This window comes from Bradyrhizobium sp. USDA 4451, from assembly GCF_054822585.1.
This window is the reverse complement of sequence record NZ_JBTRCH010000001.1, coordinates 4,547,387-4,572,966: the sequence shown is the minus strand read 5'-3', so window position 1 is coordinate 4,572,966 and position 25,580 is coordinate 4,547,387. Positions and strand designations below refer to the sequence as shown.

The window sequence follows — 25,580 nt, the reverse complement described above, 5'->3', positions numbered from 1 at the left end:
TTCGCGTCGGCTGCAAGGCACGTCAGTTGCTGGCGGCCGGAGCTTTGTAGTCCGGAAAGCGGCTCAATACCGCGGCCTTCATGAACTTGAAGTGCGCGATCTCGGTCGCCAATTCCTTCAGGCGGCGCTGGCCGTTGGAGATCTCGGCGTCAAACAGGTCCTGATGGTAGTTGTCAAGCGCCTCGCGCTCAAGATACTCGTCGGTGCCGTTGCCAAGCGTCACCGCGGCGCGGGCCAGAACGTCGTCGACACGGCGGCCAAGACCGGTCTGCTCGCTTTCGGCCGCCTGCAACGCGGCCTCGATCGCGGCCATGATCGATCCGATCCGGGCGCGATCGGTCTCGGCATCGCGCTCGGCCGAGCGAGCCTTGAAACCTTCCTCGCCACGCCGCGACCTGATCAGGTCATGCGCGCGAGCCCGCAAAAACAGCTGAAACATCAGTCGGTATCCGGTTCGGGCCCATTCAGGCAGGATAGGCCAAAAATCGCCCGGTCTTAGTTAAAAAAGGGTGAACTGCCCTCGTAGCCGGCCCTCAGGTCGGCCTTCCACTTGATCCAGGCCTTATCGTGCTTGTCGTAGAGCTCCAGCCACCGTCCCTCGCCGGCCGACGGCACGAGCCCTTGCCCCTGCTCTTCCCGGTCCGGCAACGCGGAGTCCAAGCCCTCGAACTCCGACGTCTCTTCAAGCGTGAGACCGACCAGCACGCGCCGGCCACTGACATCGACGACATACCGCCTTGGCGAATGCCCCCTGAGATCACTCATGCTGTGCAAGTTCCCTCACGCTGCCGAGCGCCGACGACAAGAACCAGGCCGGCACCCAGCCCAACTGCCATAACGAAGACAAGATGACCCATTGCGTCTCGCACGCCAACCCCAACTCGCCCGACTGTCGCGCTACCTCGATCGAACTAGCCCGCTAGAACGCGCGGCGCACATGACCGAACGCGCTGACCGGCTGTTCCCGTCTCGACGATCTGGTGGCCGACGGCGCCACGTAGGGCGCGTAGATCCGATATTGCGCGCGGCGCCGATGCGATCGCCACGCGCGCGCGGCGAAGCCGGAGAAGAAACCTGCGACGAACGCCGCCGCGAGAATGAGAACAGGAGAAAGCATCACAATCGTCCACATTCGCCCCGATATTATTAACATTCGGACTTGTGACGACATCATGATTGCGCGCGCCGAAAGATTGTTCAGCCGCGGGAATCTTTGTGCAACCGAACGACGCAACAATGATCAGGCGCCAATCGGAGTTGTTCTCGCGAGAACGATCTCAGGAGAACCACCAGAGCATGAATTTCAGGAACATCGAGCTGAGAAGATAAATCCACCCCGCCATCGCCAGCACCGTCAGTCCGACGAAGACACCCGATGCGCTTTTCTCCTTGAGGCGCACCAACAGCGAATTTTTTTCTTCTTGCCGATACAACATTTCAAGCTCGAGACGCATCTGATTCAAATCAGCTAGCAGTCAATTTCGATGATCTCGTGACGCGCCGCGCGAGCGATCCGCCCGTCGCATCACAGATCGTCATTGCAAAATCTCGTGAAGCCGCGCGTCGTCGCTCGACGAATTCCGCTTGAAGAGAATCCTCGGCTGAAAATCCTCGGCTGAAAATCCTTGCCCGAACATCCTGGCTCGGACGCGGGAGATCAGTGCTCGGGGGAGGCCGCGCGCAACGTCATGACGACACGGCGTGCGCCGCCTGCATCTCAATTTAACATTGGAGACCTCGCACGCGCGTCCGCCACAGCCGCGCTACACGCGGAAGAAGACGAGCCAGACGAGGCCGAGGATCAGGACGGCAAGCCCGATCGACGCCGTGAGCAGCGCAAGGACCGAAGGTCCAGGCTCGGCCTGGCGCGCCTCGGTCGGGGTTTCAATGATCTGACCGTGTCGTTCCGTTGCCATGGGACCTCCTTGCTTAAGTGCCTGTAATTCCGGCGGTTGCTGCTCCCCTTCGCAAGGCCAACGCGTGATCAGGAGTGACGTTCCGAACCGTTTGACGGCGGTCCGACGGCGTCCCGCGCACCGCGTCAAACGGGCGCAGGCTTGAGGCCACGGTTAACGCCGTTACGAGATTCACCGGGCCATGTTGTTTCAAACCGGGGTTCCCGGTGTTATCCTTGACCGTTCCGTCGGTTGCGTAATTGGAGTTTTCCCTATGGCCCCTCGCGCCAACTGGAAGGGCTTTTTGCGCCTTTCGCTCGTGACTTGCCCGGTTGCCCTGTACCCGGCGACGTCGGATACCGAAAAGGTCTCGTTCAACCAGATCAATCGCAAGACCGGCCACCGCATCAAATACGCCAAGGTCGATGCCGAGACCGGCGAGGAAGTCGCAACCGACGACATCATGAAGGGCTACAAGGTCGACACCGACACCTATATCGAGGTCACCAAGGAAGAGCTCGACGACATCGCGCTGGATTCGACCCGCACCATCGAGATCGACGAATTCGTGCCGCGTAGCGAGATCGACAGCCGCTATCTGATCCGCCCCTATTATCTCGTGCCCGACGGCAAGGTCGGCCACGACGCCTTCGCGGTGATCCGCGAAACCATCCGCAGCATGGACAAGGTCGCGATCGGCCGCGTGGTGCTGACCAACCGCGAGCACATCATCGCGCTCGAGCCGCTCGACAACGGGCTGATGGGCACGCTGCTGCGCTACCCCTACGAGGTGCGCAGCGAGAAGGAGTATTTCGACGATATCCAGGACGTGAAGATCACCAAGGACATGCTCGATCTCGCCAAGCACATCGTCGAGCAGAAGTCCGCCGAGTTCGATCCGGAGGAGTTCGAGGACCGCTACGAGCAGGCACTGATCGATCTGATCAACCAGAAGCGCAACGGCATCAAGATCGCCAAGCCCGCCGCCAAGGCCAGCGGCAACGTCATCAACCTGATGGACGCGCTGAAGAAGAGCCTCGCCAACGAGAAGCAGGCCGCACCGGCCAGGAACGAGGCAAAGGCCGCGAAGGGCAAGAAGCCGAAGAAGCGCATCGAAGGCCAGCGCGAGATGCTGCTGCCGATCTCGGGCAGCGGCAAGCGCGAGCCCAAGGAGACTGCCAAGCCCGAGCCGAAGAAGGCCGAGAAGGCAACGCGCGCGCAAGGCACCGCGGCGCGGAAGAAGGCCGGCTGAAATTCGCGCGCATGCCGATGCCGCGCGCATTGAATGGAGACGACCGGGACGGCTTGAAGCGGGAACGCGATGAAGCGGCGCCTCGCGGCGCTCACTTGCAGCGCTTTACTTGAATGCAGAACTGACGGCGGTGAATTGGCCTGCCACCTGGGTGCCGATGCCCCTGACGCCGGCGACGATCACGATGCTGATGCCGCCAGCAATGATGGCGTATTCAATCGCAGTCGCCCCGACCTCATCTCGCAGAAATCTTGCCAGCAACGCGCGCATGAAAAGCTCCTGTCCGACGCCCGCGGCTTTGTCTCCCGCGCCGTAGTAATATTCCAGCAAAACTAGGCCACATTGGTTGACGCCCCATTGAGGGACAGGATGAACGATCGCTTAAGGGTTGCGCAGAAATTCACTGCCAGTTTTGCCTGCACCATGGTGCCGCCGCGCGCGCAATCCGCTCGCGATTGGGCGTAAACGCATATCAGGACTACCCGATCCGGCCCGCCGCTCGGCTTTACCCGTCGGCGGAATCCTGTTCCTTTATCGGACAGGACGACAACGAGGCCGGACTAAACCGGCCGCATTCGAAGGGAGTGACCGTCATGAAGCTCGGCACCGCGATCGCGGAAATCATGAAGCGCGAGGGAATCGAGATCCTCACGGGCTACCCGGTGAACCATCTGATCGAATACGCCGCCGCCGCCGACATCCGCCCCGTGATGGTTCGCCAGGAACGCATCGGCGTCCACATGGCGGATGCGATCTCCCGCGTCACCTCGGGCGAGAAGATCGGCGCGTTCTGCATGCAGCACGGCCCCGGCGCCGAGAATGCGATGGGCGGCGTCGCGCAGTGCTACGGCGAATCCGTCCCCGTGCTGGTGTTGCCGATGGGCTATGCGCGGCGGCTTGCCAACATCGACCCGAACTTCAATTCCAGCCAGGCGATGAAGGCGTTTTCGAAATCCTCCGAGCCGATCAACATCGCAGCTGAAGTCGGCAACATCTTCCGTCGCGCCTTCACCAAGCTGAAGAACGGCCGCGGCGGTCCGGTGATCGTGGAAATCCCCGCCGACATGTGGAACGAGGAGGTGCCGGAGCCGCTCAACTACACGCCGGTGCTGCGCACCCGCTACGGCGCCGATCCCGTCCATGTGAAGGAAGCCGCCGCGCTGCTGATCAACGCCAAGCGTCCGGTGATCTATGCCGGCCAGGGCGTGCACTATGCGAAGGCCTGGCCGCAACTGAAGCGGCTCGCCGAACGGCTCGCGATCCCCGTCACCACCAGCCTCGGCGGCAAGTCGTCATTCCCCGAGACGCATCCGCTGTCGCTCGGCTCCGGCGGCCTCGCGGTGCCGCGCGCGGTGCCGAAATTTTTGGCCGACGCCGACGTGATCTTCGGCATCGGTTGCTCCTTCACCGAGACCTCGTTCGGCATCGCGATGCCGAAGGGCAAGACCATCATCCATTCGACACTCGATCCGAACCACATCAACAAGGATGTCGAGGCCAGGATCGGCCTGGTCGGCGACGCCGGCCTGGTGCTCGACGCGCTGCTCGAGGAGATCGGCAAGACCGTGACCTCGGACCGCAACGCCGGCGCGGTCGCAGAAGAGATCGCCGCGTCCCACAAGGAATGGCTCGCCAAATGGATGCCGAAGCTGACGCATAACGACGCGCCGCTCAATCCCTACCGCGTGCTGTGGGACCTGCAGCACACCGTCGACATCCACAACACCATCATCACCCATGACGCCGGCAGCCCGCGCGACCAGCTGTCGCCGTTCTGGAAGTCGGTCGAGCCGCTGTCCTATATCGGCTGGGGCAAGACCACGCAGCTCGGCTACGGCCTCGGTCTTGCGATGGGCGCCAAGCTGGCAAAACCGGACAAGCTCTGCATCAATGTCTGGGGCGACGCCGCGATCGGCTTCACCGGCATGGATTTCGAGACCGCCGTGCGCGAGCGGATCCCGATCATGTCGATCCTCCTGAACAACTTCTCGATGGCGATCGAATTGAAGGTGATGCCGATCTCGACCGAGAAATATCGTTCCACCGACATCTCTGGCGACTACGCCGCAATGGCCCGCGCCTTCGGCGGCTACGGCGAGCGCGTGACCAAGCCGGAAGACATTATCCCCGCGATCAAGCGCGGCATCCAGAAGACCAGGGAAGGCGTGCCGGTGCTGCTGGAGTTCATCACCAGCAAGGAGACCGAGGTTTCGCGGCCGGGGACGTGAGGGCACCTCACACGCCCTCACCCACTTGATTTGACCTCGCCCGCGCGGGCAAGCTCTCTCCGACGCAAGATCGGAGGGAGCAATGGCGCGCATCCTGGTGCTGGGGGCCGGCTTTGCCGGGCTATGGGCCGCGCTCGGTGCGGCCCGCAAGCGCGACGAGATCGGCGCCCGGGCAGCCAACACAGAGATTCTCGTCGTCGATCGCAACGCCTATCACAACATCCGGGTGCGCAATTACGAGGTCGATCTCGGCGACGTCGCGCTGCCGCTCAAGGATCTGCTCGATCCCGTCGGCGTCGCGCACAGGGTGGCTGAGGTCGCGGCGATCGATCCGGCCAAGCGCGAAGTCGTGGTCAAGACCGGCGCGAACGCGGATACGTTGACTTATGATCGGCTGGTGCTGACGACCGGCAGCGAGCTGCTGCGCCCTGCCATCGCAGGCCTTGCCGCGCACGGCTTCGACGTCGACACCTATGGCGCCGCGATGCGGCTCGACGCGCATCTGGCGGCGCTCGGCAGGGAGCCGCCGTCGCCGGCGCGTTCGACGGTCGCGGTGATCGGCGCGGGATTTACCGGGATCGAGGTCGCGGCCGAAATGCCGGCCAAGCTCGCGCGCGCCGGCATCACGGGCGGTCGTCGCGTGATCCTGATCGATCCCAATCCGGTGGTCGGTGCGACCTTCGGCGCGCCTGGCCGTCCCGTCATCAACGAGGCACTGACCGCGCTCGGCGTCGAGACCCGGCTGAATGTCAGGGTCAATGCCATTGGTGCCGACAGCATCACGCTCGATAGCGGCGAGATCATTCCGACAAAGACCGTGGTGTGGTGTGCCGGCATGCGCGCGAGCCCGCTTGCCGCGATGCTGCCGGGCAAGCGCGACGCGCTCGGCCGGCTGGCGGTCGATCGCACCATGCGGGTCGAGGGCCTCGACGGCGTGTTCGCCGCCGGCGACGTCGCGGCCTGCCTGATCGACGGCGAGCATCCGACCGTGATGTCCTGCCAGTTCGCGCGGCCGATGGGCCGCTTTGCCGGGCACAATGTGGTGGCCGACCTGTTCGGCGAGCCTCCGCTGCCGCTCACCATCGACTGGTATGTGACAGTGCTCGATCTCGGCGCCTGGGGCGCGCTCTACACCACCGGCTGGGATCGCGAGGTGCACAGCACGGGCGCGGCCGCGAAACTCACCAAGCAGACCATCAACCAGCAGCGCATCTATCCGCCGCGCAACGGTGATCGCGCCGCGCTGCTCGCGGCCGCCGCGCCGACGATCCAGGCGGCACCGCCGACACGCAAGTAGTTGAGGCTCACATCCCCTAATCGTCATTGCGAGCAAAGCGAAACAATCCATCCATCCCTCCACTTACTCGGATAGATGGATTGCTTCGTCGCTATGCTCCTCGCAATGACGGCGAGTACGTCCGTTACTGCGACAGCTTCACGAAGTCCGGAAACTTCAGCTTGCCCTCGGCGATCGCCTTCGGCCAGACCGTGATCTGCTTGCCGTTCTGCCACTGGAACACAAGGCCGGTGACGGCGCCCGGACCGGACTTGATGCCGTGGGTGAACTCGTCGTTCTTGCCGTAGAACTGGATCTTGCCGATGGTGCCTTCGAAGTCCGTCTTCTCGAGCTCGGCGACCATCTTGTCCGGATCGGTCGAGCCGGCGCGCTGGATCGCTTCGGCGATGATGTAGACCTCGTCATAGGCGGTGTAGCCGGTATAGGCCGGCGGCGTGCCGAACTTGGCCTTGAAGGCGGCCGCGAACGGCTTCGTCTTCGGCGTCACCGCGACATCGGGCGTCGCCACCGCGAGCGACGGCACGCCTTCGGCCGCGCCGTTGGTGTCGCCCCAGAAGGTGGGGCTCAGCGCCTGCGCGCTGATGCCGAACATCGGGATCGGCACCTGCTGGTTCTTCCACTGCACCGTCGGCTGTACGCCGACATGGGAGATGCCGGTGACGATCACGTCGGGCTTGGCCGCTTCCATCTTGTTGAAGATCGGCGTGAAGTCGGTAGTGTCGGGCGAGAAGCGGATGTGCTCCACCACCTTCAGCCCCGCCTTCGGCAGGCACGCCTCGTAGCCGACGTCGAGCGGCTTGGTCCAGGCCGCGTCCTCGCTCATGATCGCGACCGACTTGAACTTGAGCTGGTCGACCAGCAGCTCCTTGGCCGCGTCGCAGACCAGCTGCGCCTGCGCCGCCGAGGTCAGATAGCCGTGGAAGGTGTACTTGTTCTTCTCATAGTCGTTATGGATGGCCTTGGTGATCTCGTTGGAGGCCGCGCCTGGCGTGATCAGCGGCATCTTCAGCCGCGAGGCCCACGGCTCCAGCGCCAGCACGACCTCGCTGATGTAGCTCGCGATCACGGCCGAGACCTTGTCCTCGCTCACCGCGCGCTGGAAGGCGCGCACGGAATCGGCCGACGAGCTCTTGTTGTCATAGGTGACGATCTCGATCTTGCGGCCCATCACGCCGCCCTTGGCGTTGATCTCGTCGGCTGCGATCTGCGCGCCGCCCGGGGTTGCCGCGCCGGCGATCGACTGCACCTCGGCGATGACGCCGATCTTGATCGGATCCTTGGACTGCGCATAGGCCGGCGCCGCGAGGCACAGCGCGAGCGCAGTCGCTAACAGGCTCAAACGGGTGGCAGTTGAATAGCGTGACATGATGATCTCCCTTGCTTTGCTTTCTTGTTTTTAAATCTTCGAACGTCAGAGAAAGTCCTTGCCGGCCTCCGCGGCGAACCGGCCCGGATCGCCCTCCCAGACGATCCGCGCGTGCTCCAGCACATAGACGCGGTCGGCATGCGGAAGCGCGAACGTCACGTTCTGCTCGCCGAGCAGCACCGTGATCTTGGTGGTCTGGCGCAGCTTCTCCAGCGCCTTCGACAGCAGTTCGAGGATCACGGGCGCGAGGCCCAGCGTCGGCTCGTCGAGGATCAGGATCTGCGGCTGCATCATCAGGGCGCGCCCGATCGCCAGCATCTGCTGCTCGCCGCCGGACAGCGTCTGCGCCATCTGGCCCTGCCGCTCCTTGAGGATCGGGAACAGCTCGAACAGCCAGGCGAGCTGTTTCGCCCGCGCAGCGTCGTCGAGATGCTGGCCGCCGAGGTCGAGGTTTTCCCGCACCGTCATCTCGCCGAACAGCTCGCGCGATTCCGGGCACTGCACGAGACCCGAGCGGGCGATCTTGGCCGGTCCGGTGCCGCGCAGCGGCTGCCCGCCACGCAGGATCTCGCCGGTGTAAGGCAGGAAGCCGGAGATGGTGTTGAACAGCGTGGTCTTGCCGGCACCGTTGAGGCCGACGACGGAGACGAACTCGCCCTCATGGACGTGCATCGAGACGTTCTCCAGCGCCTGCGCCTTGCCGTAATGCACGCTGACATTCTCGACCTGCAGCAGCGGCACCTTATCCTTGAACGAGGTCTCGGGCCGCGCATGAGTCTCGATCGCGCCGCCGAGATAGACCCGCCGCACGGTCTCGTTCTTCATCACGTCTTCGGCGCGGCCGGTCGTGATCTCCTCGCCGAGATACATCGCAAGCACGCGGTCGACCATCGCCGCAACGCTCTTGACGTTGTGGTCGACCAGCATCACCGCGCGCCCCTCGTCACGGAAGCTGCGGATCAATTGCGAGAACATGCCGACCTCGGCGCTGGTCAGACCCGCGAAGGGCTCGTCGACCAGCACCACTTTTGGATCACGCGCGATTGCCTTGGCCAGTTCCAGCCGGCGCAGATCGGCGAACGGCAGCGTCGGCGGACGGCGGTTCATCACCGCGCCGAGGCCGACGCGCTCGGCGATCCACTTGGCGCGCTCGGTGAGCGCCTTGTCGGGAAACAGCATCAACAGGCTGTCGGGCAGCAGCGCGACCATGATGTTCTCGAGCACGGTCTGCCGGTTCAGCGGCCGCGAGTGCTGGAACACCATGCCAAAACCCTTGCGCGCGATTCTGTGCGCGGGCAGGCCAGCGATGTTCTCGCCCTCGAACAGCACCTCGCCCGCGGTCGGGCGCTCGATGCCCATCACGCTCTTCATCGCGGTCGACTTGCCCGAGCCGTTCGGCCCGATCAGGCCGAGGATCTCGCCGGGATGCAGATCGAACGAGAGGTTCTTCACGGCGGTCAGGCCGCCGAATCTCTTGGTCAATCCGCGGACGGTGAGGGTTGCGGTGGTCACAGTCTGATCCATCAGGAGCGCGCCTCGCGTGACAGGGCCGCTCCGAGGAAACCGCCGGGGAAGAACAGGACGACGAGCAGCGCCACCGCCGAGACGATGAAGGTTGCAAGCTCGCCGGTCGGACGCAGGAATTCGCCGGCCACGATCAGGAAGATCGCGCCTAATGCAGCCCCCAGCACGGTGCGCCGGCCGCCGAGCACGGCGGAGACGATGACGTTGACGCCGACCGCGACGTCGACCACGGTGCCGACCGAGGCGGTGCCGAAGTAGAACACCAACAGCGCCCCCGACAGGCCCGAGAAGAAGGCGCTGACGATGAAGGCCGCGAGCTTGTGTTTGACGATATTGAAGCCGAGCGCGCCGGCCTGCACCGGATCCTGCCCGCTCGCCTGCAACACCAGGCCGACAGGCGATTGCGACAGACCGTACAGAATGGCCGCGCTCACGGTCATGAAGCCGAGCGCGATCCAGTAGTTGGTGCCGGCATTGATGCTGATCACGTCGGGGATCGTCAGCCCGATCTCGCCGCCGGTCAGATCGGCGAACACCACGACGAAGTTTTGCAACATCAAGACCGCGACCAGCGTGGTGAGGCCGAAATACGGCCCCCTCACCCGCAGCGCCGGCAGTGCCAGCACGAAGCCCGCGACCACAGAGGCCAGCGCGCCGAGCAGGATGCAGACATAGACCGACCAGCCATACTGGTTGTTGAGGATGCCGGCGGTGTAGGCGCCGGTGCCGATCAGGAAGGTCGGTCCGAAATTGACCTCGCCGGCGAAACCGAACAACAGGTCCCAGGCCATCGCGAACACGCCGAAATAGAACGCGACGGTGAGCAGGCCGAGGATGTAGCCCGAGACGTAGAGCGGCAGCGTCGCCGCGATCGCCACGCAGGCCAGCGAAATGAAGAACAGGCGCGAGGTGAAGAAGTTGGCCATCTCAGCGCCTCCCGAGCAGGCCCTGGGGCCGGATATACATCACGAACACCAGGAGCAGCAGCGCCGGAATGGTGCGGTAGGCCGGCGAGATCATGTAGGCCGTGATGGTCTCGAGATAGCCGACCACGAAGGCCGCGATCAGCGAGCCCGACACGCTGCCGAGACCGCCGAGCACCACGATCGAGAACGCGCTCGCGGTCAGCGGGCCGACGCTGTAGGAGCTGACGCCGAGGAACATGCCGAGCAGCACGCCGGCGATGCCGGCCAAAATGCCGTAGATGCCCCACACCACGATGTAGATCTGGGTGAGCTCGAGCCCGAGCAGCGTGACGCCGCGCGGGTTCATGGAGGCCGCCAGCACCGCTTTGCCGGTCCGGGTGCGGTTCACCAGCAGCCACAGCAGGCCGATCACGAGGCAGCACACCAGCGCGGTGAAGATATTGTTGCGCGGCGTGCGGTTGCCGAAGATATCGACGACGCCTTCGACGATCGGCAGCACGGTCTTGGCATTGTTGGTGAAGAAATAGGCGATCAGCTCCTGGATCATGATACCCCACAGCAACGTGCCGGTGAGGACGAAGATTTCCTTCTCCTCATTGGGGATCCGTGTGGAATTCTGGATCGGCTTCACGACCGCGAAATAGGTCGCGAACGACACGATCAGCGCCACGCCGACACCAAACAGCGCGCCGGTGTAGATGTCGAGGTGCAGCACGCTGGCCGCGGCCCAGGCCGCGACCGCTGCGGCCACCATGATGGCGCCGTGGGAGAGATTGAGGACGCCGGAGACACCGAAGATCAGGGTGAAGCCGGTGGCGCCGAGCGCATAGAGCGCACTGATGGCAAAGCCATCGATCAGGATTTGTAAGGCAAGCATCTCAGATTGGCCGCGGCAGCCGGGCTGCCTGTTGTGGAGGACGCGGGACCGAATAAGGATGCTCCCGGGAGTGACCCGGGAGCATTATCATCGGTTAATTGGTGGTGAGCTTGATGAAGCTCGGGAACTTGAGGTCGCTCTTGGCGACCTCCTTCGGCCAGACCGCGACCTGCTTGCCGCCCTGCCACTGCAGCATCAGTCCGGTGATCAGGCCCTTGCCGTACTTGATCGAATGGGTGAACGGATCGTCCTTGCCGTAGAACTGGACGCGCCCGATGGTGCCTTCCCAATCGGTCTTCTCCAGCGCATCGACCATCTTGTCGGCATCGACAGAGCCGGCGCGCTTCACTGCATCGGCGATGTAGTAGACCTCGTCATAGGCGGTGTAGCCCGCATAGGACGGGTAATTGCCGTAGCGCTTCTTGAAGTCCTCCGCGAACGGCACCGACTTCGGCGTCACCGCCACGTTCGGGCCGGACACGCCCTGATACAGCACGCCTTCGGCCGCATCATTGGTGTCCTTGCCGAAGGTCTCGTTGGTGGCCTGCGAGGAGATGCCGAACATCGGGATCGGCACCTGCTGGTTCTTCCACTGCACGGTCGGCTGCACGCCGACATGCGAGATACCGGTGATGATCACGTCGGGCTTCGAGCCTTCGACCTTGTTGAAGATCGGCGTGAAGTCGGTGGTGTCGGGCGAGAAGCGGATATGGTCGACGACCTTGAGCCCGATCTTGGGCAGGCACTCCTCGTAGCCGACGTCGAGCGGCTTGGTCCAGGCTGCGTCCTCGCTCATGATGACCGCGGTCTTCATGTGCTTCTGATCGACCAGGAGCTCCTTGGCGGCGTCGCAGACCGACAGCGCCAGCGCCGCCGAGGTCAGGTAGCCATGGAAGGTGTACTTGTTCTTCTCGTAGTCGGCGTGGACGCTCTTGCTGATCTCGTTGGAGGCGGCGCCGGGCGTGACGAACGGCGTCTTCAGGCGCGAGGCCCACGGCTCGAGCGCCAGCACCACTTCGCTGATGTAGCTCGAGATGACGACGTTGACCTTGTCCTCGTTGACCGCGCGCTGGAACGCGCGCACCGAATCCGCCGAGGACGAGTGATTGTCATAGGAGACGATCTCGATCTTGCGGCCGTCGATGCCGCCCTTGGCGTTGATCTCGTCGGCGGCCAGCTGCGCTGCCTGCGGGATCGAGGCCCCCGCAATGGCCTGAGCTTCGGCGATCACGCCGATCTTGAGGGTGTCAGCGGCAAGCGCGCCGCCGGGGCTGGCTGCCAACAGGCCCAACACGGCCGCTCCGGCAAGTTGCTGCATCGCATGAGCAGGCAGTCGCGATGTTCTTTTCACCCTGTTTCTCTCCTCTTTTGTGTTCTTGTTCGGCTGCTTTGAGCTCTTGGGGCCGGACTATAGCCGCGACAAAATGCGCAGCAAGTGAAACTGCGCGCAGATCGCCATGCTTGGGCGGCGACTAAAGTAGTGGGTCGGAGTGAGGCGGCTGAATAAATATGAGGCAGCGCGGGAATAAAAGGCGCGGGGCGCCAAACTCTCCATCCGTCATTCCGGGGCGCGCCTCTTGGCGCGAGCCCGGAATCCATTAAGCCGCATCACCTGTGGTGAAATGGATTCCGGGCTCTCGCTTCGCGAGCCCCGGAATGACGAAGGGATAGAGTAGCGCGGGCCTCGCGAGAAGGCGGATGTATGAGTCGCAGACCGTGTAACAATCTCGGTGTCGTCCCTGCCTAGTGCGCAATTGCGCACGGGAGCAGGGACCCATAACCACAAATACTCATTATTGAAACGATGCTGGAACGACGAGTCCCTTTGATAACGAAAGTCACGGCGTATGGGTCCCTGCTTTCGCAGGGACGACAGCTGTGAGTTTGGCTACAAGCCCTACTCCGCCATCTCCGCCGGCGGCCGCGTGGCGGGGCCGGCGAGTGGGCGCTCTTCCATCGTGATCATGCAGATCGAAGCGGTGGTCAGCAGCACGGCGGCGGCGCCGAACACGTAGCGGAATGCCGTGATCATGTCGGCCATCGGGATCGCGCTGACGGTGCCGGCGGAAGCGGCGTGATGCTCGCCGGCGAGCGAGATGTCGGTGCCGAGCGTCATCAAGAGGATCGTGGTGAAGGCGGCGACCGTGAACGACGCCATCATGGCGCGGAAGAAGTTCATCGCGCCGGTCACGGTTCCGACCTGCGGCCGCGCCACCGCGTTCTGCAACGACACCACGCTGATCGGGAATGTGGTGCCGAGCCCGAGCGCGAACACGCTCATGACGAGCAGCAAGCCCCACAGCGGCAGCGTCGTCACCGCCATGCCGACGGCACAGATCGCGGCGACCGAAGTGCCGACGATCGCGACGCGCTTGTAGTGCTTGGCCTTCGCCATGGTGCGGCCGGCGATCGCCGCACCAAAGGTCGAGATCGCCGCGAGCGGGATCAGCGCGAGGCCGGCCTCGCTGGCGGTGAGGTGATAGACCACCTCGTAATAGAGCGGCAGGTGCACGGTGAGGCCGACCATGGCGCCGAGCGCACAGCCGCCGGCGCCCATCGCGAACGGCACCACCGAGCCGCCGAGCAGCGACAGCGGCAGGAACGGCTCGTCGGCGCGGCGCGCGTGCCAGACGAAGGCACCGGCGAGCGCGATCGAGGCGCCGACCATCGCGGTAATGGTCGGCGACAACCACGAGAGACGCGTGCCGCCCCAGGTCAGCACCAGCATCAAGACGACGGCCGAGGCCATCAGCAGCACGCCGCCGAGCCAGTCGACCTTGCGCTTGCGGTGGAACACCGGGATCTTGCCCATCTTCGGCAGCAGCAGCGCCAGTGCAGCGGCCGCGAGCGGCAAATTGATCCAGAAGATCATCGACCAGTGCAGATGCTCGGCGAACACGCCGCCGACCACCGGGCCGAGAATGCCGCCCGCCATCCAGACGCTGGAGAAATAGGCCTGGTAGCGGCCGCGCTCGCGCGGGGTCACCACGTCGGAGATCACGGTCTGGACCACGGGCATGATGCCGCCGCCGCCGAGCCCCTGCAGGCCGCGGGCAACGATCAGCATGGTCATGCTGGGCGCGATCGCGCACAGCACCGAACCGACCACGAACAGGCTCAGCGAGGTGATGATCATGACGCGGCGGCCATAGATGTCGCTCAGCGTGCCGAACACCGGGGCCACCGCTGTCGATGCGAGCAGATAGGCCGTGATCACCCAGGAGAGATTGGTGACGTCGTGAAACTGACGCCCGATCGTCGGCAGCGCGGTCGCGACGATGGTCTGGTCGAGCGCGGCCAGGAACATCGTCAGCATCAGGCTGATGACGATGGTGCGGACTTCATCCGGATTGAGCGGTGCCGGCGGCGCCAGCGGGGGCGCATCGCTGAGCTCGATCACTTCGCTTGGAAGACGGGACAGCTCTCCGGCAATGTCGTCAGGCAAAGTGGATTGGTCGGCAGGAAAACGGCTCTGCCGTTCATACTTGTTCATTTGAGGCGTAATGCTGCTGCGCGGGCGCATCCCGCGATGGAATCATTCTCTGTTTTGCAATTTATGCAGCAATTGCCTGCCGAGGCAGGCACCCCAGCGCATGGGTGCATCCCACCGCGCTGTTCTCGCGATGACGTGATCGCGGACGCAGCGGCAACGTCAGGCTTTGGTCGTTTTGCCGAGCGCTTTCGGTCGCTTCTTCAACTGCGCCTGCTTGGGCAGCACCGCCGGCCAGCGCACGATGTGACTCTCGAGGTCGGCGTCGTTGACGTCGAGCTCGGTGCCCTCCACCCGCCCGCGCACCGAGACCCCAGCTTCATGAACGGTGTTGGGATCACCGGAGACCAGCGGATGCCACCAGTAAAGGTCCCGCCCCTCGGCCACGAGGCGATAGCCGCAGCTCGGCGGCAGCCAGTTCAGGGTCCGGACGTTTTCCGGCGTCAGACGGACGCAATCCGGAACCTGGTCGGAGCGGTTCGGATAGTCCTTGCAGGCGCACAGGCCCGCATCGAGCAGCTTGCAGGAGATATGGGTGAAATAGATCTTGCCGGTGTCCTCGTCCTCGAGCTTCTCCAGGCAGCAACGTGCGCAGCCGTCACACAGGCTCTCCCATTCGGCGCTGGACATCTCTTCCAACGTCTTGGTTTTCCAGAAGAATCCCTCCTGGTCCGACGGGCGCTTGGGCGGTGCGGTCATGCTATCCCTGAATTTTACGGTGCAGCTCTTCTTGGGACGCCGGCGCCGCCTCCGCAAGGGGGTGCGATTGCGGGGTCGCAAAAGCCGGTGGGCAGCGTTAGGCCTTTCATTAAATTCACCAGCCGCGCCATTGGTTTATGGCAGCCGCTCGGATAGAACGTGGAACGAGTCCCCAAGGACGCAAAAGCGCCTTGGGATTGCCGCAACATCGAAGCAAGACGCTGGCCTGTGCCCGTTAGGGCGCCCGCAGTGCTGTCAAACTGATCAAGGGTCGGTCCTTTCAGATCATGCCGTCGCATTGGAAACAGAAGGTCCGGAATTTCTTCCTGGACCTCGATGCGCGTATCGACTCGACGCTGTTCTCGTCGGGCAAGGGCCTGCGCGAGCTTTACGAGCGCTATTCCACCTTCATGGACCGCTTCTATGTCGGCCGCTGGAAGCGCTGGGTGTTCATCGAGCCGCTGTCGGAAGCCGCAACCCTTGGGCTCGGCGGCATGATCCTGCTGCTGACGCTCGCGATCCCGGCGTTCCGCGAGACCGCCGACGAGGACTGGCTGAAGAAGTCCGACCTCGCGGTGACTTTCCTCGACCGTTACGGCAACCCGATCGGCAGCCGCGGCATCAAGCATAATGACTCGATCCCGCTGGAAGACTTTCCGGACAACCTGATCAAGGCGACGCTCGCCACCGAAGACCGCCGCTTCTACGATCATTTCGGCATCGACGTGCCGGGCCTCGCCCGCGCGCTCGTCACCAACGCGCAGGCCGGCGGCGTCCGCCAGGGCGGTTCGTCGATCACCCAGCAGCTTGCCAAGAACCTGTTCCTGAACAATGAGCGCACCATCGAGCGCAAGGTGAAGGAAGCCTTCCTTGCGATCTGGCTCGAGACCCGGCTGACCAAGAACGAGATCCTCAAGCTCTATCTCGACCGCGCCTATATGGGGGGCGGCACCTTCGGCGTCGACGGCGCCGCGCACTTCTACTTCAACAAGTCGGTGCGCGACGTGAACCTCGCGGAAGCCGCGATGCTCGCCGGTCTGTTCAAGGCGCCGACCAAATACGCCCCGCACATCAACCTGCCCGCGGCGCGCGCCCGCGCCAACGTCGTGCTCGACAACCTCGTCGATGCCGGCTTCATGACCGAGGGCCAGGTGTTCGGCGCCCGCCGCAATCCCGCAGTCGCGGTCGACCGGCGCGACGAGAACTCGCCGAACTACTATCTCGACTACGCCTTCGACGAGATGCGCAAGCTGGTCGACACCTTCCCGAAATCCTACACCGAGCGCGTTTTCGTGGTCCGCACCGCGATCGACATGAACGTGCAGCACGCGGCCGAGGAAGCGATCGAGAACCAGCTCCGCCAGTTCGGTCGCGACTATCACGCGACCCAGGCCGCGACCGTGGTGTCCGATCTCGACGGCGGCGTTCGCGCCATGGTCGGCGGACGCGACTACGGGTCGAGCCAGTTCAACCGCGCCACCGACGCCTATCGCCAGCCCGGCTCGTCGTTCAAGCCGTATGTCTACACCACGGCGCTGCTGAACGGCTTCACGCCCAATTCGAAGATCGTCGACGGTCCGGTCTGCATCGGCAATTGGTGCCCGCAGAACTATGGCCACTCCTATTCCGGCCTGATCACGCTGACGCAGGCGATCACCAACTCGATCAACGTGATCCCGGTGAAGCTGTCGATCGCGATCGGCCAGAAGCTGCAGCCGAAGGCGCCCAATCCGGCCAAGTTCGGCCGCGCCGCGATCGTCGAGGTCGCGCGGCGCTTCGGCCTCACGGCGCCGCTGCCCGATACGCCGTCGATGCCGATCGGCTCCGACGAAGTCACCGTGCTCGAGCATGCGGTGGCCTATGCGACCTTCCCGAACCGCGGCAAGTCCGTGACGCCGCATGCCGTGCTCGAGGTGCGCACCGGCGCCGGCGATCTGGTCTGGCGCTGGGACCGCGACGGTCCGAAGCCGCGGCAGGCGATCCCGCCGAATATTGCCGCCGACATGGCCGGCATGATGAGCCACGTGGTCAGCGAAGGCACCGCGCGCCGCGCCGCGCTCGACGGCATTCCGACCGCGGGCAAGACCGGCACCACCAACGCCTATCGCGACGCCTGGTTCGTCGGCTACACCGGCAACTTCACCTGCGCGGTGTGGTACGGCAATGATGACTATTCGCCGACCAACCGCATGACCGGCGGTTCGCTGCCGGCGCAGACCTGGCACGACATCATGGTTGCTGCACATCAGGGCGTGGAAGTCCGCGAACTCACCGGCGTCGGCATGGGCCAGAAGCTGCCGCAGGCGCAGGCCAATGCCCAGGCCAACGCGGCGCCGCGCGTCCTTGAGACCAAGCCGGGTCCGCCGCCGGTGCTGACCAAGCGCGGCGCGGATATCCTGGTGCGGGTCGAGAAGCTGCTCGACGATGCCGCCAGAACCGCCGAGAAGACCACCGGCAAGACCACGCTGAACGAGCCCTCGAAGACCGGCAAGGCGGAGTCCTCGAGCGCGCTGGCGTTCCCCGAAAACTACGTTGCCGCGGCCGGGCCGGACGGCGCGACACCTTCTGTGCCACGCAAGAACTGACGTGCGGCTCCTCCTCACCACTTTGCTGGCCCTCGTGATCGCCACCGCCGTCGGCCTCGGCCTGACTTACGCGACGGCGACGCGCGGCACCGATCTCGGCACGCTGCAGATCGGCGCCTGGACCGCGCGGCCGAAGAACGGCACCTCGGACGTCGATCCCTATTCGCGTGCCACCATCGCACGCAGCGGCGAGCTGCCGATCGGCACCGGCGACGGCATCGCGTTCTCGGCGACGTCAGACGACAAGAACAAGCCGCTCGACGGCCGCTGCGACGTCGTGGTCAGCGGCGTGACCCCGGCGGCGCGGTTCTGGACGCTGACGCTGTTCGACCGCAAGGGCCACCTCGTCGCCAACTCGCTGCAGCGCTACGGCTTCACCAGCCAGGAGATCATGCGCGCCTCCGACGGCACGTTCGAGATCCACATCGCCTCGCGCTCGCGCGCCGGCAACTGGCTGCCGACCGGCGGCATCGAGCGCTACGCGCTGATGCTGCGGCTCTACGACACGCCGGTCGGGGTCGCGACCCGCACCCAGCGCGACGCGCCGATGCCCTCGATCACCACGACGGGCTGTTCATGATCCGCGTGCTGCTCACCATCCTCGCAGGCGTGCTGCTCGGCGGCGTGGTGCATCTCGTCAGCGTGCTGGCGCTGCCGCGGATCGCCTCGCAGGACGCCTATTCGCGGCTGACGCCGATGACCAAGCTCAACGAGGTGACGCAGCTGCCGCTGGCCGACCCGAGCCACGCGCCGATGCCGCTGATGGATCCGGCCTTCGCGGTGGCGATCTGCCGCTACGATCTCTCGACCGGGCCCCTCAAGCTCACCGTGCCGGTCAGCCAGGCCTACACCTCGGTGTCGTTCTACACCCGCAACGAGGTCGCCTATTACGCGATCAACGACCGCTCCGCCGGCAAGAAGGTGATCGAGCTCGACCTGATGACCGAGGCGCAGCACAACGATCTGCCCGAGGACGAGGAAGTCACCGCGGCCGACCGGCTGATCATCGACTCGCCGACCTCGACCGGACTGATCCTGTTGAAGGCGCTGGCGCCGGAGCCCGGCCTGATGCCGCAGGCGCAGGCCTCGCTCGCCGCCTCCTCATGCAAGGTGCAGGCCGAGCCGGTCGCGGCCAAGCAGGAGGCACCTCCGCCGCCCGCTCCCGCCCCGCCGCCTGCGGCACGCAAGCGCTAGCTGGCCAATGCCAGGTGCCGGCCGCAGCGGCAGGTCTCGTAATCGACGGGATCGTGGCTGTTGACGATCGTGACGTCGGCGCCATGCGCCGCCTTCAATTGCCGCAGCCGCTCCTGGTTCTGGACGCGCGCTGCGCGATCCATGTCCGCCCGGCGCTGGAACATGCCGAGCACCAGCGGGATCCGCGGCCTTGCATCGAGCTGGGCGTGATGGAAATAGGCATCGCCGGCGTGCAGCAGCCACTTGCCCTGGTCGCGCACCGCGATGCCGCAATGGCCGAGCGTGTGGCCGTGCAACGGAATCATCAGAATATCCGGCTCGCGATCACCGAGCGCGCGCACGCCCTTGAAGCCGAACCAATCCTCGCCATCGGCGCCATAGAACGCCCAATCCGGCCCGTGCTGCCACTGCGCCGTGATGTAGCGTCCCACCGGCGGCGCGACCTGATGCGTCACCGCCATGTCGTATTCCTTGCGATGAACGTGCACCCTGGCCTTCGGAAAGTCAGGCACGCCGCCGGCGTGGTCGCGATCGAGATGCGTCAGCAGCACATGGCGCACATCACCAGGCGAGAAGCCGAGCGCCTTCACCTGTCGGACGGCAGTCTCGGCCGGATCGAGCCGGGGCGTGGTCTGCCGCACCCATTTGCGCCCGAGCCGCGGCGGGTCGCCGATGTCGTCGAGCCCGATCCCGGTGTCGACCAGCACGAGGCCGTCATTGCTCTCGACCAGCAGGCAATGACAGACCATCCGCGCCCGCTGGAAGATGCTGCCGCTGCCGTTCACGAGCCGCTTGCCGATCGGGCACATCGTGCCGGTGTTGAGATGATGGATGCGCATGACAAATCCTCCGCTGGAGCCGAGGCAGGCTTGCCACTCGCCATTCCATAGGTAAAATATTGTCTTTCTATCGATATGATAGGACTGTCCTATGGATATCCGCGAACTCCGCTACTTCGCCGCGGTCTACCGCGAGCGCAACCTGACCGCCGCGGCGAAGCGCTGCTTCATCTCGCAGCCATCCATCTCGGCGGCGATCACCAATCTCGAGGCCGAGCTCGGCACCACGCTGTTCATCCGGCACAAGAAGGGCATGGCGCCGACGGAGGCGGCCGCGCAATTCCACGGCATCGCCCGCAGGATCATCGACGAGGCGGATGCGGCGCGAAACCTGTTCCGCAAGCCGGCGACACGGCAGGCGCTGATGCTCGGCCTGTTGCGAACGCTCGATCAGGCCCGCACCATCGCGCTGCTGAAGCCGCTGACCGGCAATGCCGACCTCGCACTCCGGCTGGTCGGCGCCAACGAGAAAGCGGATGCGCGCATCGTCGCCAAATCCATGATCGGCGCCGGCGAACACTTCATCCCGCTCTGGAGCGAGCGCTACGTCGCGGCGCTGCCGCCGTCGCATCCCCTTACCCTAAAGGCGACGCTGCGGACCACCGACTTCGCCGGCGTTCCGATGATCGACCGCTGCCATTGCGAGCAGCAGGAGTTCTTCAAGCGCACCTCGCCGCCGCGCAAGCCGGTGGCGATCGCGGAATCCGAGGAGTGGGCGATGGCGCTGGTTGCGGCCGGGGTCGGCGTCGCGATCGTCCCCGAAGGCGTGGCGCGCGGCAATCCTGATGTCGCGATGCGGAAGATCGATGTCGAGGTGACGCGCCAGGTCGGCCTCGCCTATCCCTCGGCGCAGCCGCCGTCCGATGCGCTGAAGGCATTCATTGCGAGCCTGCCGCGGCAACCAAGCAGTCGCGGCGGATCGACAGCAAGGAAAGCGAAGCGAGCCTAGCCCTTCGATACCACGGCCTGGCCCGTGACCGGCGCGGACATCAGCGGTGCGCTGGCGGTGAGCCGGGCAAGCTCGTTGATCTGGCGTTCGGCGTCGGCGGCCATGCCGTCGGGCGCCTGGATCACCAGCCGCTCCAGCGCCCAGCGATAGGACGAGATCCGCCGCTCCAGGCTCTGCTGGACCCACTGCACGATCAGCGCGTTCTCTTCCATCCGCGCCACCGCATCCGCCCGCTCCTTCGGCGACACATCGCCGATCATCTTGAGGCTGGCGCTGCGCTTGCGGTCGAGCTCGATCACCTGGGCCGCGGTGGCGAAGAACGGCTCGAAGCGGGTGATGTCGTCACGCACCTCGTCGATCAACAGCGAGTAGCGCGAGGCGAACGAGCGATGCGGCTCGTCGATCAGATTGCGGCCATAGGCGGTGCGATCGAACACCACCTTCTGCCGCCACGGCGAAGGCAGCGGCTGGTAGTCTCCGAACACGCTCTTCCACGCCGGCCGCGACAGCGGCGGCTCGATGAACTGATAGGCGAGATCGCGCAGCTGGCGTTCGTGTTCGGTGAGCTGGAATTGCGAGGCGTTCTTGCCGACGCTGCCGGTCGCCTCGGCGCCCATCCAGCGATGCATGTCGTCGTTGCGGAAATCGGCACGGGTGCGACCGAAATCGCCGCCGCTGCAGCCCGCGAGCGCTGTGCCCGCGAGTAGCAGGATCAGCGCCGGGAGTGACCGCCGGGCGGCGGTCAGCTGCACAAGCTGCGGCATTGCGCGATGTCCGCGATCAGGAGCGGCGTCGGCGACGACGGCCCTGCGCAGTGCCCTGCTCCGGCCCGCGACCACCGCCGGTCTCCTCCGTCGTTCGCTCAATCCGGACGACGGGAAGGATCAGCACGGCCCCCATGCCTTCGCCGGCAGCACCGACAACACTCGGTCGCCGTGCAGCCGCATCCGCCGGAAACTCAACGATGGTGCCCATGTTCGGTTCTCTCTGGCCCCGCACGGACATGATTTGCCCCGCGCAGGCCGAGTTAAGAACGGGCATGGTTAATGACATCTTAAACTGCCGATACGGACGGTTACGGATATGGCGCTGTGCCTTAATGGACACGGGCAAATGCGAGGGTTTGGCTTCACGGCTTGTTTTCCTTAACTGCGTCTTAAAACAGCCTGCGTAGGCTCGCCGCCACAAGGTTTTCAGACCGAGTCTTACTGGCAAGTCGCGTACGCCCGAGATGAGCGCAGCTCCGTTATTTCCTGGTTTCGATGGGCTGATGACCCTCTCCCGCCGCGAGGGCGTCGACATCCGCCCGACGCTGCTGCGCGTCCTGACCGACCTCTATGTGCAGGCGAGCGCGCATTCCGCCGACGAGGAACGCCAGTTCGTCGAGCTGACATCGCGCCTGATCGATGAGGTCGACGACGCCACCCGCGCCGCGGTCCGTGCGCGGCTTGCGATCTATCCGGCAACGCCCGCCAGGATCATGGACAAGCTCGGGCTGCGCCGCGCCGAACCCGGCCAGCCGGAGCCGGCCGCCGCGCCGATTGCCCCGCCCGCACCATCCGCGCTGCCGGCCAGGATCCCGACCGAGGCCGAACTGCGGATGGCCGCGAGCCTTGCGATGCGGCCGAACGATGCCGCCGAGATCTCCGACATGTTCTTTGCCGCCAACGCAAAGGAGCGCGCGCAGATCCTGCACAATCTGCAGGAGACGCCGTTGAAGGCCGCGGCGCGGATTCCGGCCGCCCGCGCCGCGCGCGCGATCCATATCCTGGAGATGGCGGCGTTTGCCGAGGACGTCGACAACTTTACCCGCGAGCTCGGCGAGGCATTGATCCTGCCGTCGCGGATCGCCGCCGATGTCGTCAGCGATCCCGGCGGCGAGCCGCTTGCCTGCGCGATGCGGGCGCTTGAGGTGTCGAGTGCCGCGTTCCAGCGGATCCTGATGTTCCTCAATCCGGAAGCCGGCTCGTCGGTCAACTATGTCTACCGCCTGTCGCGGCTCTACGATCGTCTCAGCGAGCGCTCGGCGCTGGTGATGCTGGCGGCGTGGCGCGGCTCGACCATGGCGGTGGCCCGCAACAAGTATCGTTCGGCGCTCTATGATGACGAGCGCCATCACCTGCGCGCAGCATCCTCGCAGACGCGCCCCGCGGTGCAGCCCGGCAGCGCGCCCGCCGCCCGCAATCAGAAGTCCGGCAGCTAGCTCTTCGCCAGATCGAGGAAGTGCCGCCCAGCGCGGTCCTCCGTCTCGACGATCCAGGCGTCGGGATCGAAGCGGAGCTCCTTGGTCAACCGCTCCTCGACTGACGGCTCCGACACCGGCTGCGGCGCCGTCGGCACGAACAGCCGCTCGACCGGACGGCTGTCGTCATAGACCGTCTGCGGCGCCGGCGCATACAGCATCGCATTGCCGTCCATCAGCGCCACCTTCACGAACACGGCGCCGGCTTCTTCGGCGCCCTTCTTGCGGACTGCGCCGAACACGCCCTCGGTCTGGCAGCGGCGCAGATACGCCGCGACCCAAATGCTGGTTTTCAATCGCATGCGCCGACCTATAGGCCAGCGGCGCGGCCACGTCCAATCGTCACAGATGCCGTCACGCAGTGGCGGGTTGACCGATAGAAGCGCCGCCCATATCCTCGCATCTGCGGTGCAAGCCGCGCCCGGGTCCACGGGAAGGGTCGAACCCACTTGCATCGAATACGCAGCCAACCAAGCCTTTGTGCAGCCGGTTTTGTGGACCATCGGCGGTGATGCACGGAGGTTGCCATGAACCGATCGCCCGCGCGATTGAATCTCGAACATCTGAAGAAGCAGGCCAAGGAGCTCATCCGCCTTTACCGGCGACAGGCGCCGGAGGCTTACACCCGTTTCCGGCAGTCGCTTCCGGCGGCCGCCGACCGCAGCGACGCGCAGATCGCAGCACTTGGTCTGCGGCTGCACGACGCGCAGTCCTGCGTGGCGCGCGATCTCGGCTTCGCCTCGTGGCCGGACCTGCGCCGCTATGTCGAGGCCCAATCGCCGCCCGGCGAAAGCCGGGACGAGCGCGTGCGCCGCTGGCTGCAGCTGCTCTATGCCGCAGATGTCAGCGGCACCAGCGATCGCGCGCATCCGCGCGTAGCGGCGCGGATGCTCGGCGAGTATCCCGACCTCGTGGCCGATGATCCCTATCTCGCCTGCGCTATTGGCGACGAGGAGACGCTGCGGCGTACCGCGGCCAACGATCCCGCATGGGTCAACCGTCCCGGCGGTCCGCTCAAACTGCCGCCGCTCGTCGCGGTCACGCATTCCAGCCTGCTGCAGCTTCCGGACTATCAACCGCGGCTGCATCGCTGCGCGCGCCTGCTGCTGCACGCGGGCGCCGATCCCGACCAGCATATCGGCAGCCGCTGGCCGCCCGGAACGCTCGACGCGCCCGATGACAGCAATCCGCTGTCGGCGCTCTATGGCGCAGCCGGGCGCAACCACGATCTTGCGCTGACAGAACTGTTGCTCGAAGCGGGCGCCAATCCGAACGACAATGAATCGCTCTACCACTCGCTCGAAGGCTCTGTCACGACAGCCCTGCTGCTCGAGCATGGCGCGCGGATCGCCGGCACCAATGCGATGTACAAGGTGCTCGACGACGAGAATCTGCCAGCGCTCCAATTGCTGCTGCGGCACGGCGCCAATCCGAACGAGCCCGCCGGTAACGCGCCGCTGACGGATTGCGGATCGCCACTGATGTGGGCGATCCGGCGGCGGCGGTCGCCGACGTGCATCGCGACCTTGCTCGACGCCGGCGCGGATCCGCGCATCACCACACCTGGTGGTCTCAGCGCCTACCGGTTCGCGCTGCAATTCGGCCTGACCGAGGTCGCCGCGCTGCTGCGCGAGCGGACCGGTGACGAGACGCTCGGCGATGACGAGCGGTTCGTCGCGGCATGCAGCAGCGGCAATGAGAGCGAAGCGCGGCGGATCCAGATCGCGCGGCCCGATCTTCCGGGCTCGCTCTCAGCGCAGCAGTTGCGGTTGCTTCCCGAGCTCGCCGCAGTCGGCGATGACGATGCGGTGCGGCTGATGGTCAGGCTTGGCTGGCCGATCACCGTGCGCGGCGGCGATTGGGATGCCTCGGCGCTCAATCATGCGGTGTTCCGCGGCAATGCCGGGCTGACGCGCTTCCTGCTCGAGCACGGTGCAGAGTGGACCGAACAGCATGGCTTTGGCGACAACGCCTCCGGAAGCCTGTCCTGGGCCTCCTGCAACGAGCCGGTCGAAGGCGGCGATTGGGTCGGCTGCGCGCAGGCCCTGCTCGATCACGGCATGCCGCGCGGCATTGCCGATCGCGACGATCCGGAATGGGTGCTGGTGGCCGGCCGCAGGAAACCGTTCTCGGATGAGGTCAGAGACGTACTGCTGGGCGAAGCGGTCTGACGACACTCTGATGCGTCAGGTGTGAAATGGCCGGGCTTCAAGCCCG

At 65.2% G+C, this 25,580-nt stretch carries 26 protein-coding genes; 9 read left to right on the top strand and 17 right to left on the bottom strand.

The window, feature by feature from the left end:
- Window positions 1–22: 22 nt before the first annotated feature.
- The 5 genes from ACVMB0_RS21020 to ACVMB0_RS21000 form a co-directional block, all read right to left on the bottom strand.
- Window positions 23–439, bottom strand: coding sequence for a hypothetical protein (locus ACVMB0_RS21020; RefSeq protein ID WP_456755778.1), 417 nt, complete (start codon window positions 437–439; stop codon window positions 23–25).
- Between the two features lie 56 nt (window positions 440–495).
- Window positions 496–765, bottom strand: coding sequence for a hypothetical protein (locus tag ACVMB0_RS21015; RefSeq protein WP_461347523.1), 270 nt, complete (start codon window positions 763–765; stop codon window positions 496–498).
- A gap of 154 nt (window positions 766–919) precedes the next feature.
- The gene (locus ACVMB0_RS21010) at window positions 920–1,132 is read right to left on the bottom strand and encodes a hypothetical protein (protein WP_461347522.1); all 213 of its coding nucleotides are present in this window, start codon (window positions 1,130–1,132) and stop codon (window positions 920–922) included.
- 145 nt (window positions 1,133–1,277) lie between these two features.
- Window positions 1,278–1,454 (bottom strand): hypothetical protein, encoded by a 177-nt coding sequence (locus tag ACVMB0_RS21005; RefSeq protein ID WP_212019182.1) that lies wholly within the window; start codon window positions 1,452–1,454, stop codon window positions 1,278–1,280.
- A 309-nt stretch (window positions 1,455–1,763) separates the two neighbouring features.
- Window positions 1,764–1,916, bottom strand: a complete 153-nt coding sequence (locus ACVMB0_RS21000) for a hypothetical protein (RefSeq protein ID WP_461347521.1) — start codon at window positions 1,914–1,916, stop codon at window positions 1,764–1,766.
- Window positions 1,917–2,169: 253 nt separating this feature from the next.
- Between ACVMB0_RS21000 and ku the strand changes: the two genes are divergently transcribed.
- Window positions 2,170–3,147, top strand: a complete 978-nt coding sequence (ku, locus tag ACVMB0_RS20995; RefSeq protein WP_456755782.1) for a non-homologous end joining protein Ku — start codon at window positions 2,170–2,172, stop codon at window positions 3,145–3,147.
- 105 nt (window positions 3,148–3,252) lie between these two features.
- Here ku and ACVMB0_RS20990 read toward each other — a convergent pair whose 3' ends face one another.
- Window positions 3,253–3,477 carry a Flp family type IVb pilin gene (locus ACVMB0_RS20990; RefSeq protein ID WP_456755783.1) on the bottom strand — a complete coding sequence of 75 codons (225 nt, stop codon included), beginning with the start codon at window positions 3,475–3,477 and terminating at the stop codon, window positions 3,253–3,255.
- Window positions 3,478–3,740: 263 nt separating this feature from the next.
- On the opposite strand from ACVMB0_RS20990, the gene ACVMB0_RS20985 reads away from it, so the two are divergent.
- Both ACVMB0_RS20985 and ACVMB0_RS20980 read left to right on the top strand, forming a co-directional pair.
- Window positions 3,741–5,375 carry a thiamine pyrophosphate-requiring protein gene (locus ACVMB0_RS20985; protein ID WP_461347520.1) on the top strand — a complete coding sequence of 545 codons (1,635 nt, stop codon included), beginning with the start codon at window positions 3,741–3,743 and terminating at the stop codon, window positions 5,373–5,375.
- A gap of 82 nt (window positions 5,376–5,457) precedes the next feature.
- The gene (locus tag ACVMB0_RS20980) at window positions 5,458–6,672 is read left to right on the top strand and encodes an NAD(P)/FAD-dependent oxidoreductase (RefSeq protein ID WP_461347519.1); all 1,215 of its coding nucleotides are present in this window, start codon (window positions 5,458–5,460) and stop codon (window positions 6,670–6,672) included.
- A gap of 124 nt (window positions 6,673–6,796) precedes the next feature.
- On the opposite strand, the gene ACVMB0_RS20975 is transcribed toward ACVMB0_RS20980, so the two are convergent.
- The 7 genes from ACVMB0_RS20975 to ACVMB0_RS20945 all read right to left on the bottom strand — a co-directional run bounded on the left by ACVMB0_RS20975 (window position 6,797) and on the right by ACVMB0_RS20945 (window position 15,554).
- Window positions 6,797–8,038 carry an ABC transporter substrate-binding protein gene (locus ACVMB0_RS20975; protein WP_456755785.1) on the bottom strand — a complete coding sequence of 414 codons (1,242 nt, stop codon included), beginning with the start codon at window positions 8,036–8,038 and terminating at the stop codon, window positions 6,797–6,799.
- A 45-nt stretch (window positions 8,039–8,083) separates the two neighbouring features.
- Complete coding sequence (locus ACVMB0_RS20970; protein WP_456755786.1) at window positions 8,084–9,562, bottom strand: ATP-binding cassette domain-containing protein; 1,479 nt, start codon at window positions 9,560–9,562, stop codon at window positions 8,084–8,086.
- Window positions 9,562–10,488, bottom strand: a complete 927-nt coding sequence (locus tag ACVMB0_RS20965) for a branched-chain amino acid ABC transporter permease (RefSeq protein ID WP_456755787.1) — start codon at window positions 10,486–10,488, stop codon at window positions 9,562–9,564. Before ACVMB0_RS20965 ends, ACVMB0_RS20970 begins: the two co-directional genes overlap by 1 nt.
- 1 nt (window position 10,489) lies before the next feature.
- A complete protein-coding gene (locus tag ACVMB0_RS20960; protein ID WP_050424320.1) occupies window positions 10,490–11,365 on the bottom strand; it encodes a branched-chain amino acid ABC transporter permease in 876 nt (291 codons plus the stop codon).
- A gap of 94 nt (window positions 11,366–11,459) precedes the next feature.
- The gene (locus ACVMB0_RS20955) at window positions 11,460–12,683 is read right to left on the bottom strand and encodes an ABC transporter substrate-binding protein (RefSeq protein WP_456756585.1); all 1,224 of its coding nucleotides are present in this window, start codon (window positions 12,681–12,683) and stop codon (window positions 11,460–11,462) included.
- Between the two features lie 579 nt (window positions 12,684–13,262).
- Complete coding sequence (locus ACVMB0_RS20950) at window positions 13,263–14,858, bottom strand: MDR family MFS transporter (protein ID WP_456755788.1); 1,596 nt, start codon at window positions 14,856–14,858, stop codon at window positions 13,263–13,265.
- 159 nt (window positions 14,859–15,017) lie between these two features.
- Window positions 15,018–15,554 (bottom strand): YcgN family cysteine cluster protein, encoded by a 537-nt coding sequence (locus ACVMB0_RS20945; RefSeq protein WP_456798327.1) that lies wholly within the window; start codon window positions 15,552–15,554, stop codon window positions 15,018–15,020.
- 287 nt (window positions 15,555–15,841) lie between these two features.
- Between ACVMB0_RS20945 and ACVMB0_RS20940 the strand changes: the two genes are divergently transcribed.
- Genes ACVMB0_RS20940 through ACVMB0_RS20930 form a run of 3 tightly spaced genes read left to right on the top strand, consistent with a single transcriptional unit; the run spans window position 15,842 to window position 19,333 of the window.
- Window positions 15,842–18,139 (top strand): transglycosylase domain-containing protein, encoded by a 2,298-nt coding sequence (locus ACVMB0_RS20940; protein WP_456755790.1) that lies wholly within the window; start codon window positions 15,842–15,844, stop codon window positions 18,137–18,139.
- 1 nt (window position 18,140) lies between these two features.
- Entirely contained in the window at window positions 18,141–18,719 is a 579-nt protein-coding gene (locus ACVMB0_RS20935) for a DUF1214 domain-containing protein (protein WP_461347518.1), read from the top strand.
- Complete coding sequence (locus ACVMB0_RS20930) at window positions 18,716–19,333, top strand: DUF1254 domain-containing protein (RefSeq protein WP_461347517.1); 618 nt, start codon at window positions 18,716–18,718, stop codon at window positions 19,331–19,333. Before ACVMB0_RS20935 ends, ACVMB0_RS20930 begins: the two co-directional genes overlap by 4 nt.
- Here the strand turns inward: ACVMB0_RS20930 and ACVMB0_RS20925 are convergent.
- Window positions 19,330–20,172: an MBL fold metallo-hydrolase gene (locus tag ACVMB0_RS20925; protein ID WP_461347516.1), complete on the bottom strand. Its 843-nt coding sequence runs from the start codon at window positions 20,170–20,172 to the stop codon at window positions 19,330–19,332. The genes ACVMB0_RS20930 and ACVMB0_RS20925 overlap by 4 nt on opposite strands.
- Before the next feature lie 91 nt (window positions 20,173–20,263).
- Between ACVMB0_RS20925 and ACVMB0_RS20920 the strand changes: the two genes are divergently transcribed.
- Window positions 20,264–21,121 carry a LysR family transcriptional regulator gene (locus ACVMB0_RS20920; protein WP_461347515.1) on the top strand — a complete coding sequence of 286 codons (858 nt, stop codon included), beginning with the start codon at window positions 20,264–20,266 and terminating at the stop codon, window positions 21,119–21,121.
- Here ACVMB0_RS20920 and ACVMB0_RS20915 read toward each other — a convergent pair.
- Both ACVMB0_RS20915 and ACVMB0_RS20910 read right to left on the bottom strand, forming a co-directional pair.
- Window positions 21,118–21,885, bottom strand: a complete 768-nt coding sequence (locus ACVMB0_RS20915; protein WP_461347514.1) for a hypothetical protein — start codon at window positions 21,883–21,885, stop codon at window positions 21,118–21,120. The genes ACVMB0_RS20920 and ACVMB0_RS20915 overlap by 4 nt on opposite strands.
- A 16-nt stretch (window positions 21,886–21,901) precedes the next feature.
- Entirely contained in the window at window positions 21,902–22,096 is a 195-nt protein-coding gene (locus ACVMB0_RS20910) for a hypothetical protein (RefSeq protein ID WP_461347513.1), read from the bottom strand.
- Window positions 22,097–22,391: 295 nt separating this feature from the next.
- Here ACVMB0_RS20910 and ACVMB0_RS20905 point away from each other — a divergent pair, with 295 nt between their 5' ends.
- Window positions 22,392–23,324 (top strand): DUF2336 domain-containing protein, encoded by a 933-nt coding sequence (locus ACVMB0_RS20905; protein WP_461347512.1) that lies wholly within the window; start codon window positions 22,392–22,394, stop codon window positions 23,322–23,324.
- On the opposite strand, the gene ACVMB0_RS20900 is transcribed toward ACVMB0_RS20905, so the two are convergent.
- A complete protein-coding gene (locus ACVMB0_RS20900; protein WP_074131034.1) occupies window positions 23,321–23,665 on the bottom strand; it encodes a DUF1491 family protein in 345 nt (114 codons plus the stop codon). The genes ACVMB0_RS20905 and ACVMB0_RS20900 overlap by 4 nt on opposite strands.
- A gap of 225 nt (window positions 23,666–23,890) precedes the next feature.
- Between ACVMB0_RS20900 and ACVMB0_RS20895 the strand changes: the two genes are divergently transcribed.
- Window positions 23,891–25,534 (top strand): ankyrin repeat domain-containing protein, encoded by a 1,644-nt coding sequence (locus tag ACVMB0_RS20895; protein ID WP_461347511.1) that lies wholly within the window; start codon window positions 23,891–23,893, stop codon window positions 25,532–25,534.
- Window positions 25,535–25,580: the final 46 nt, after the last annotated feature.

Excerpts from the sequence above, each read along its gene's own strand:
- ACVMB0_RS20895 (WP_461347511.1), top strand. The coding sequence starts at position 23,891 with ATGAACCGATCGCCCGCGCGATTGAATCTCGAACATCTGAAGAAGCAG.
- ACVMB0_RS20930 (WP_461347517.1), top strand. The coding sequence starts at position 18,716 with ATGATCCGCGTGCTGCTCACCATCCTCGCAGGCGTGCTGCTCGGCGGC.
- ACVMB0_RS20950 (WP_456755788.1), bottom strand. The coding sequence starts at position 14,858 with ATGAACAAGTATGAACGGCAGAGCCGTTTTCCTGCCGACCAATCCACT.
- ACVMB0_RS20940 (WP_456755790.1), top strand. The coding sequence starts at position 15,842 with ATGCCGTCGCATTGGAAACAGAAGGTCCGGAATTTCTTCCTGGACCTC.
- ACVMB0_RS20925 (WP_461347516.1), bottom strand. The coding sequence starts at position 20,172 with ATGCGCATCCATCATCTCAACACCGGCACGATGTGCCCGATCGGCAAG.
- ACVMB0_RS20945 (WP_456798327.1), bottom strand. The coding sequence starts at position 15,554 with ATGACCGCACCGCCCAAGCGCCCGTCGGACCAGGAGGGATTCTTCTGG.
- ACVMB0_RS20965 (WP_456755787.1), bottom strand. The coding sequence starts at position 10,488 with ATGGCCAACTTCTTCACCTCGCGCCTGTTCTTCATTTCGCTGGCCTGC.
- ACVMB0_RS20975 (WP_456755785.1), bottom strand. The coding sequence starts at position 8,038 with ATGTCACGCTATTCAACTGCCACCCGTTTGAGCCTGTTAGCGACTGCG.
- ACVMB0_RS20960 (WP_050424320.1), bottom strand. The coding sequence starts at position 11,365 with ATGCTTGCCTTACAAATCCTGATCGATGGCTTTGCCATCAGTGCGCTC.
- ACVMB0_RS21020 (WP_456755778.1), bottom strand. The coding sequence starts at position 439 with ATGTTTCAGCTGTTTTTGCGGGCTCGCGCGCATGACCTGATCAGGTCG.
- ACVMB0_RS20985 (WP_461347520.1), top strand. The coding sequence starts at position 3,741 with ATGAAGCTCGGCACCGCGATCGCGGAAATCATGAAGCGCGAGGGAATC.
- ACVMB0_RS20970 (WP_456755786.1), bottom strand. The coding sequence starts at position 9,562 with ATGGATCAGACTGTGACCACCGCAACCCTCACCGTCCGCGGATTGACC.
- ACVMB0_RS21005 (WP_212019182.1), bottom strand. The coding sequence starts at position 1,454 with ATGCGTCTCGAGCTTGAAATGTTGTATCGGCAAGAAGAAAAAAATTCG.
- ACVMB0_RS20910 (WP_461347513.1), bottom strand. The coding sequence starts at position 22,096 with ATGGGCACCATCGTTGAGTTTCCGGCGGATGCGGCTGCACGGCGACCG.
- ACVMB0_RS20900 (WP_074131034.1), bottom strand. The coding sequence starts at position 23,665 with ATGCGATTGAAAACCAGCATTTGGGTCGCGGCGTATCTGCGCCGCTGC.
- ACVMB0_RS21000 (WP_461347521.1), bottom strand. The coding sequence starts at position 1,916 with ATGGCAACGGAACGACACGGTCAGATCATTGAAACCCCGACCGAGGCG.
- ACVMB0_RS20980 (WP_461347519.1), top strand. The coding sequence starts at position 5,458 with ATGGCGCGCATCCTGGTGCTGGGGGCCGGCTTTGCCGGGCTATGGGCC.
- ACVMB0_RS20905 (WP_461347512.1), top strand. The coding sequence starts at position 22,392 with ATGACCCTCTCCCGCCGCGAGGGCGTCGACATCCGCCCGACGCTGCTG.
- ACVMB0_RS20920 (WP_461347515.1), top strand. The coding sequence starts at position 20,264 with ATGGATATCCGCGAACTCCGCTACTTCGCCGCGGTCTACCGCGAGCGC.
- ACVMB0_RS21015 (WP_461347523.1), bottom strand. The coding sequence starts at position 765 with ATGAGTGATCTCAGGGGGCATTCGCCAAGGCGGTATGTCGTCGATGTC.
- ACVMB0_RS20955 (WP_456756585.1), bottom strand. The coding sequence starts at position 12,683 with ATGCAGCAACTTGCCGGAGCGGCCGTGTTGGGCCTGTTGGCAGCCAGC.
- ACVMB0_RS21010 (WP_461347522.1), bottom strand. The coding sequence starts at position 1,132 with ATGTGGACGATTGTGATGCTTTCTCCTGTTCTCATTCTCGCGGCGGCG.
- ku (WP_456755782.1), top strand. The coding sequence starts at position 2,170 with ATGGCCCCTCGCGCCAACTGGAAGGGCTTTTTGCGCCTTTCGCTCGTG.
- ACVMB0_RS20915 (WP_461347514.1), bottom strand. The coding sequence starts at position 21,885 with ATGCCGCAGCTTGTGCAGCTGACCGCCGCCCGGCGGTCACTCCCGGCG.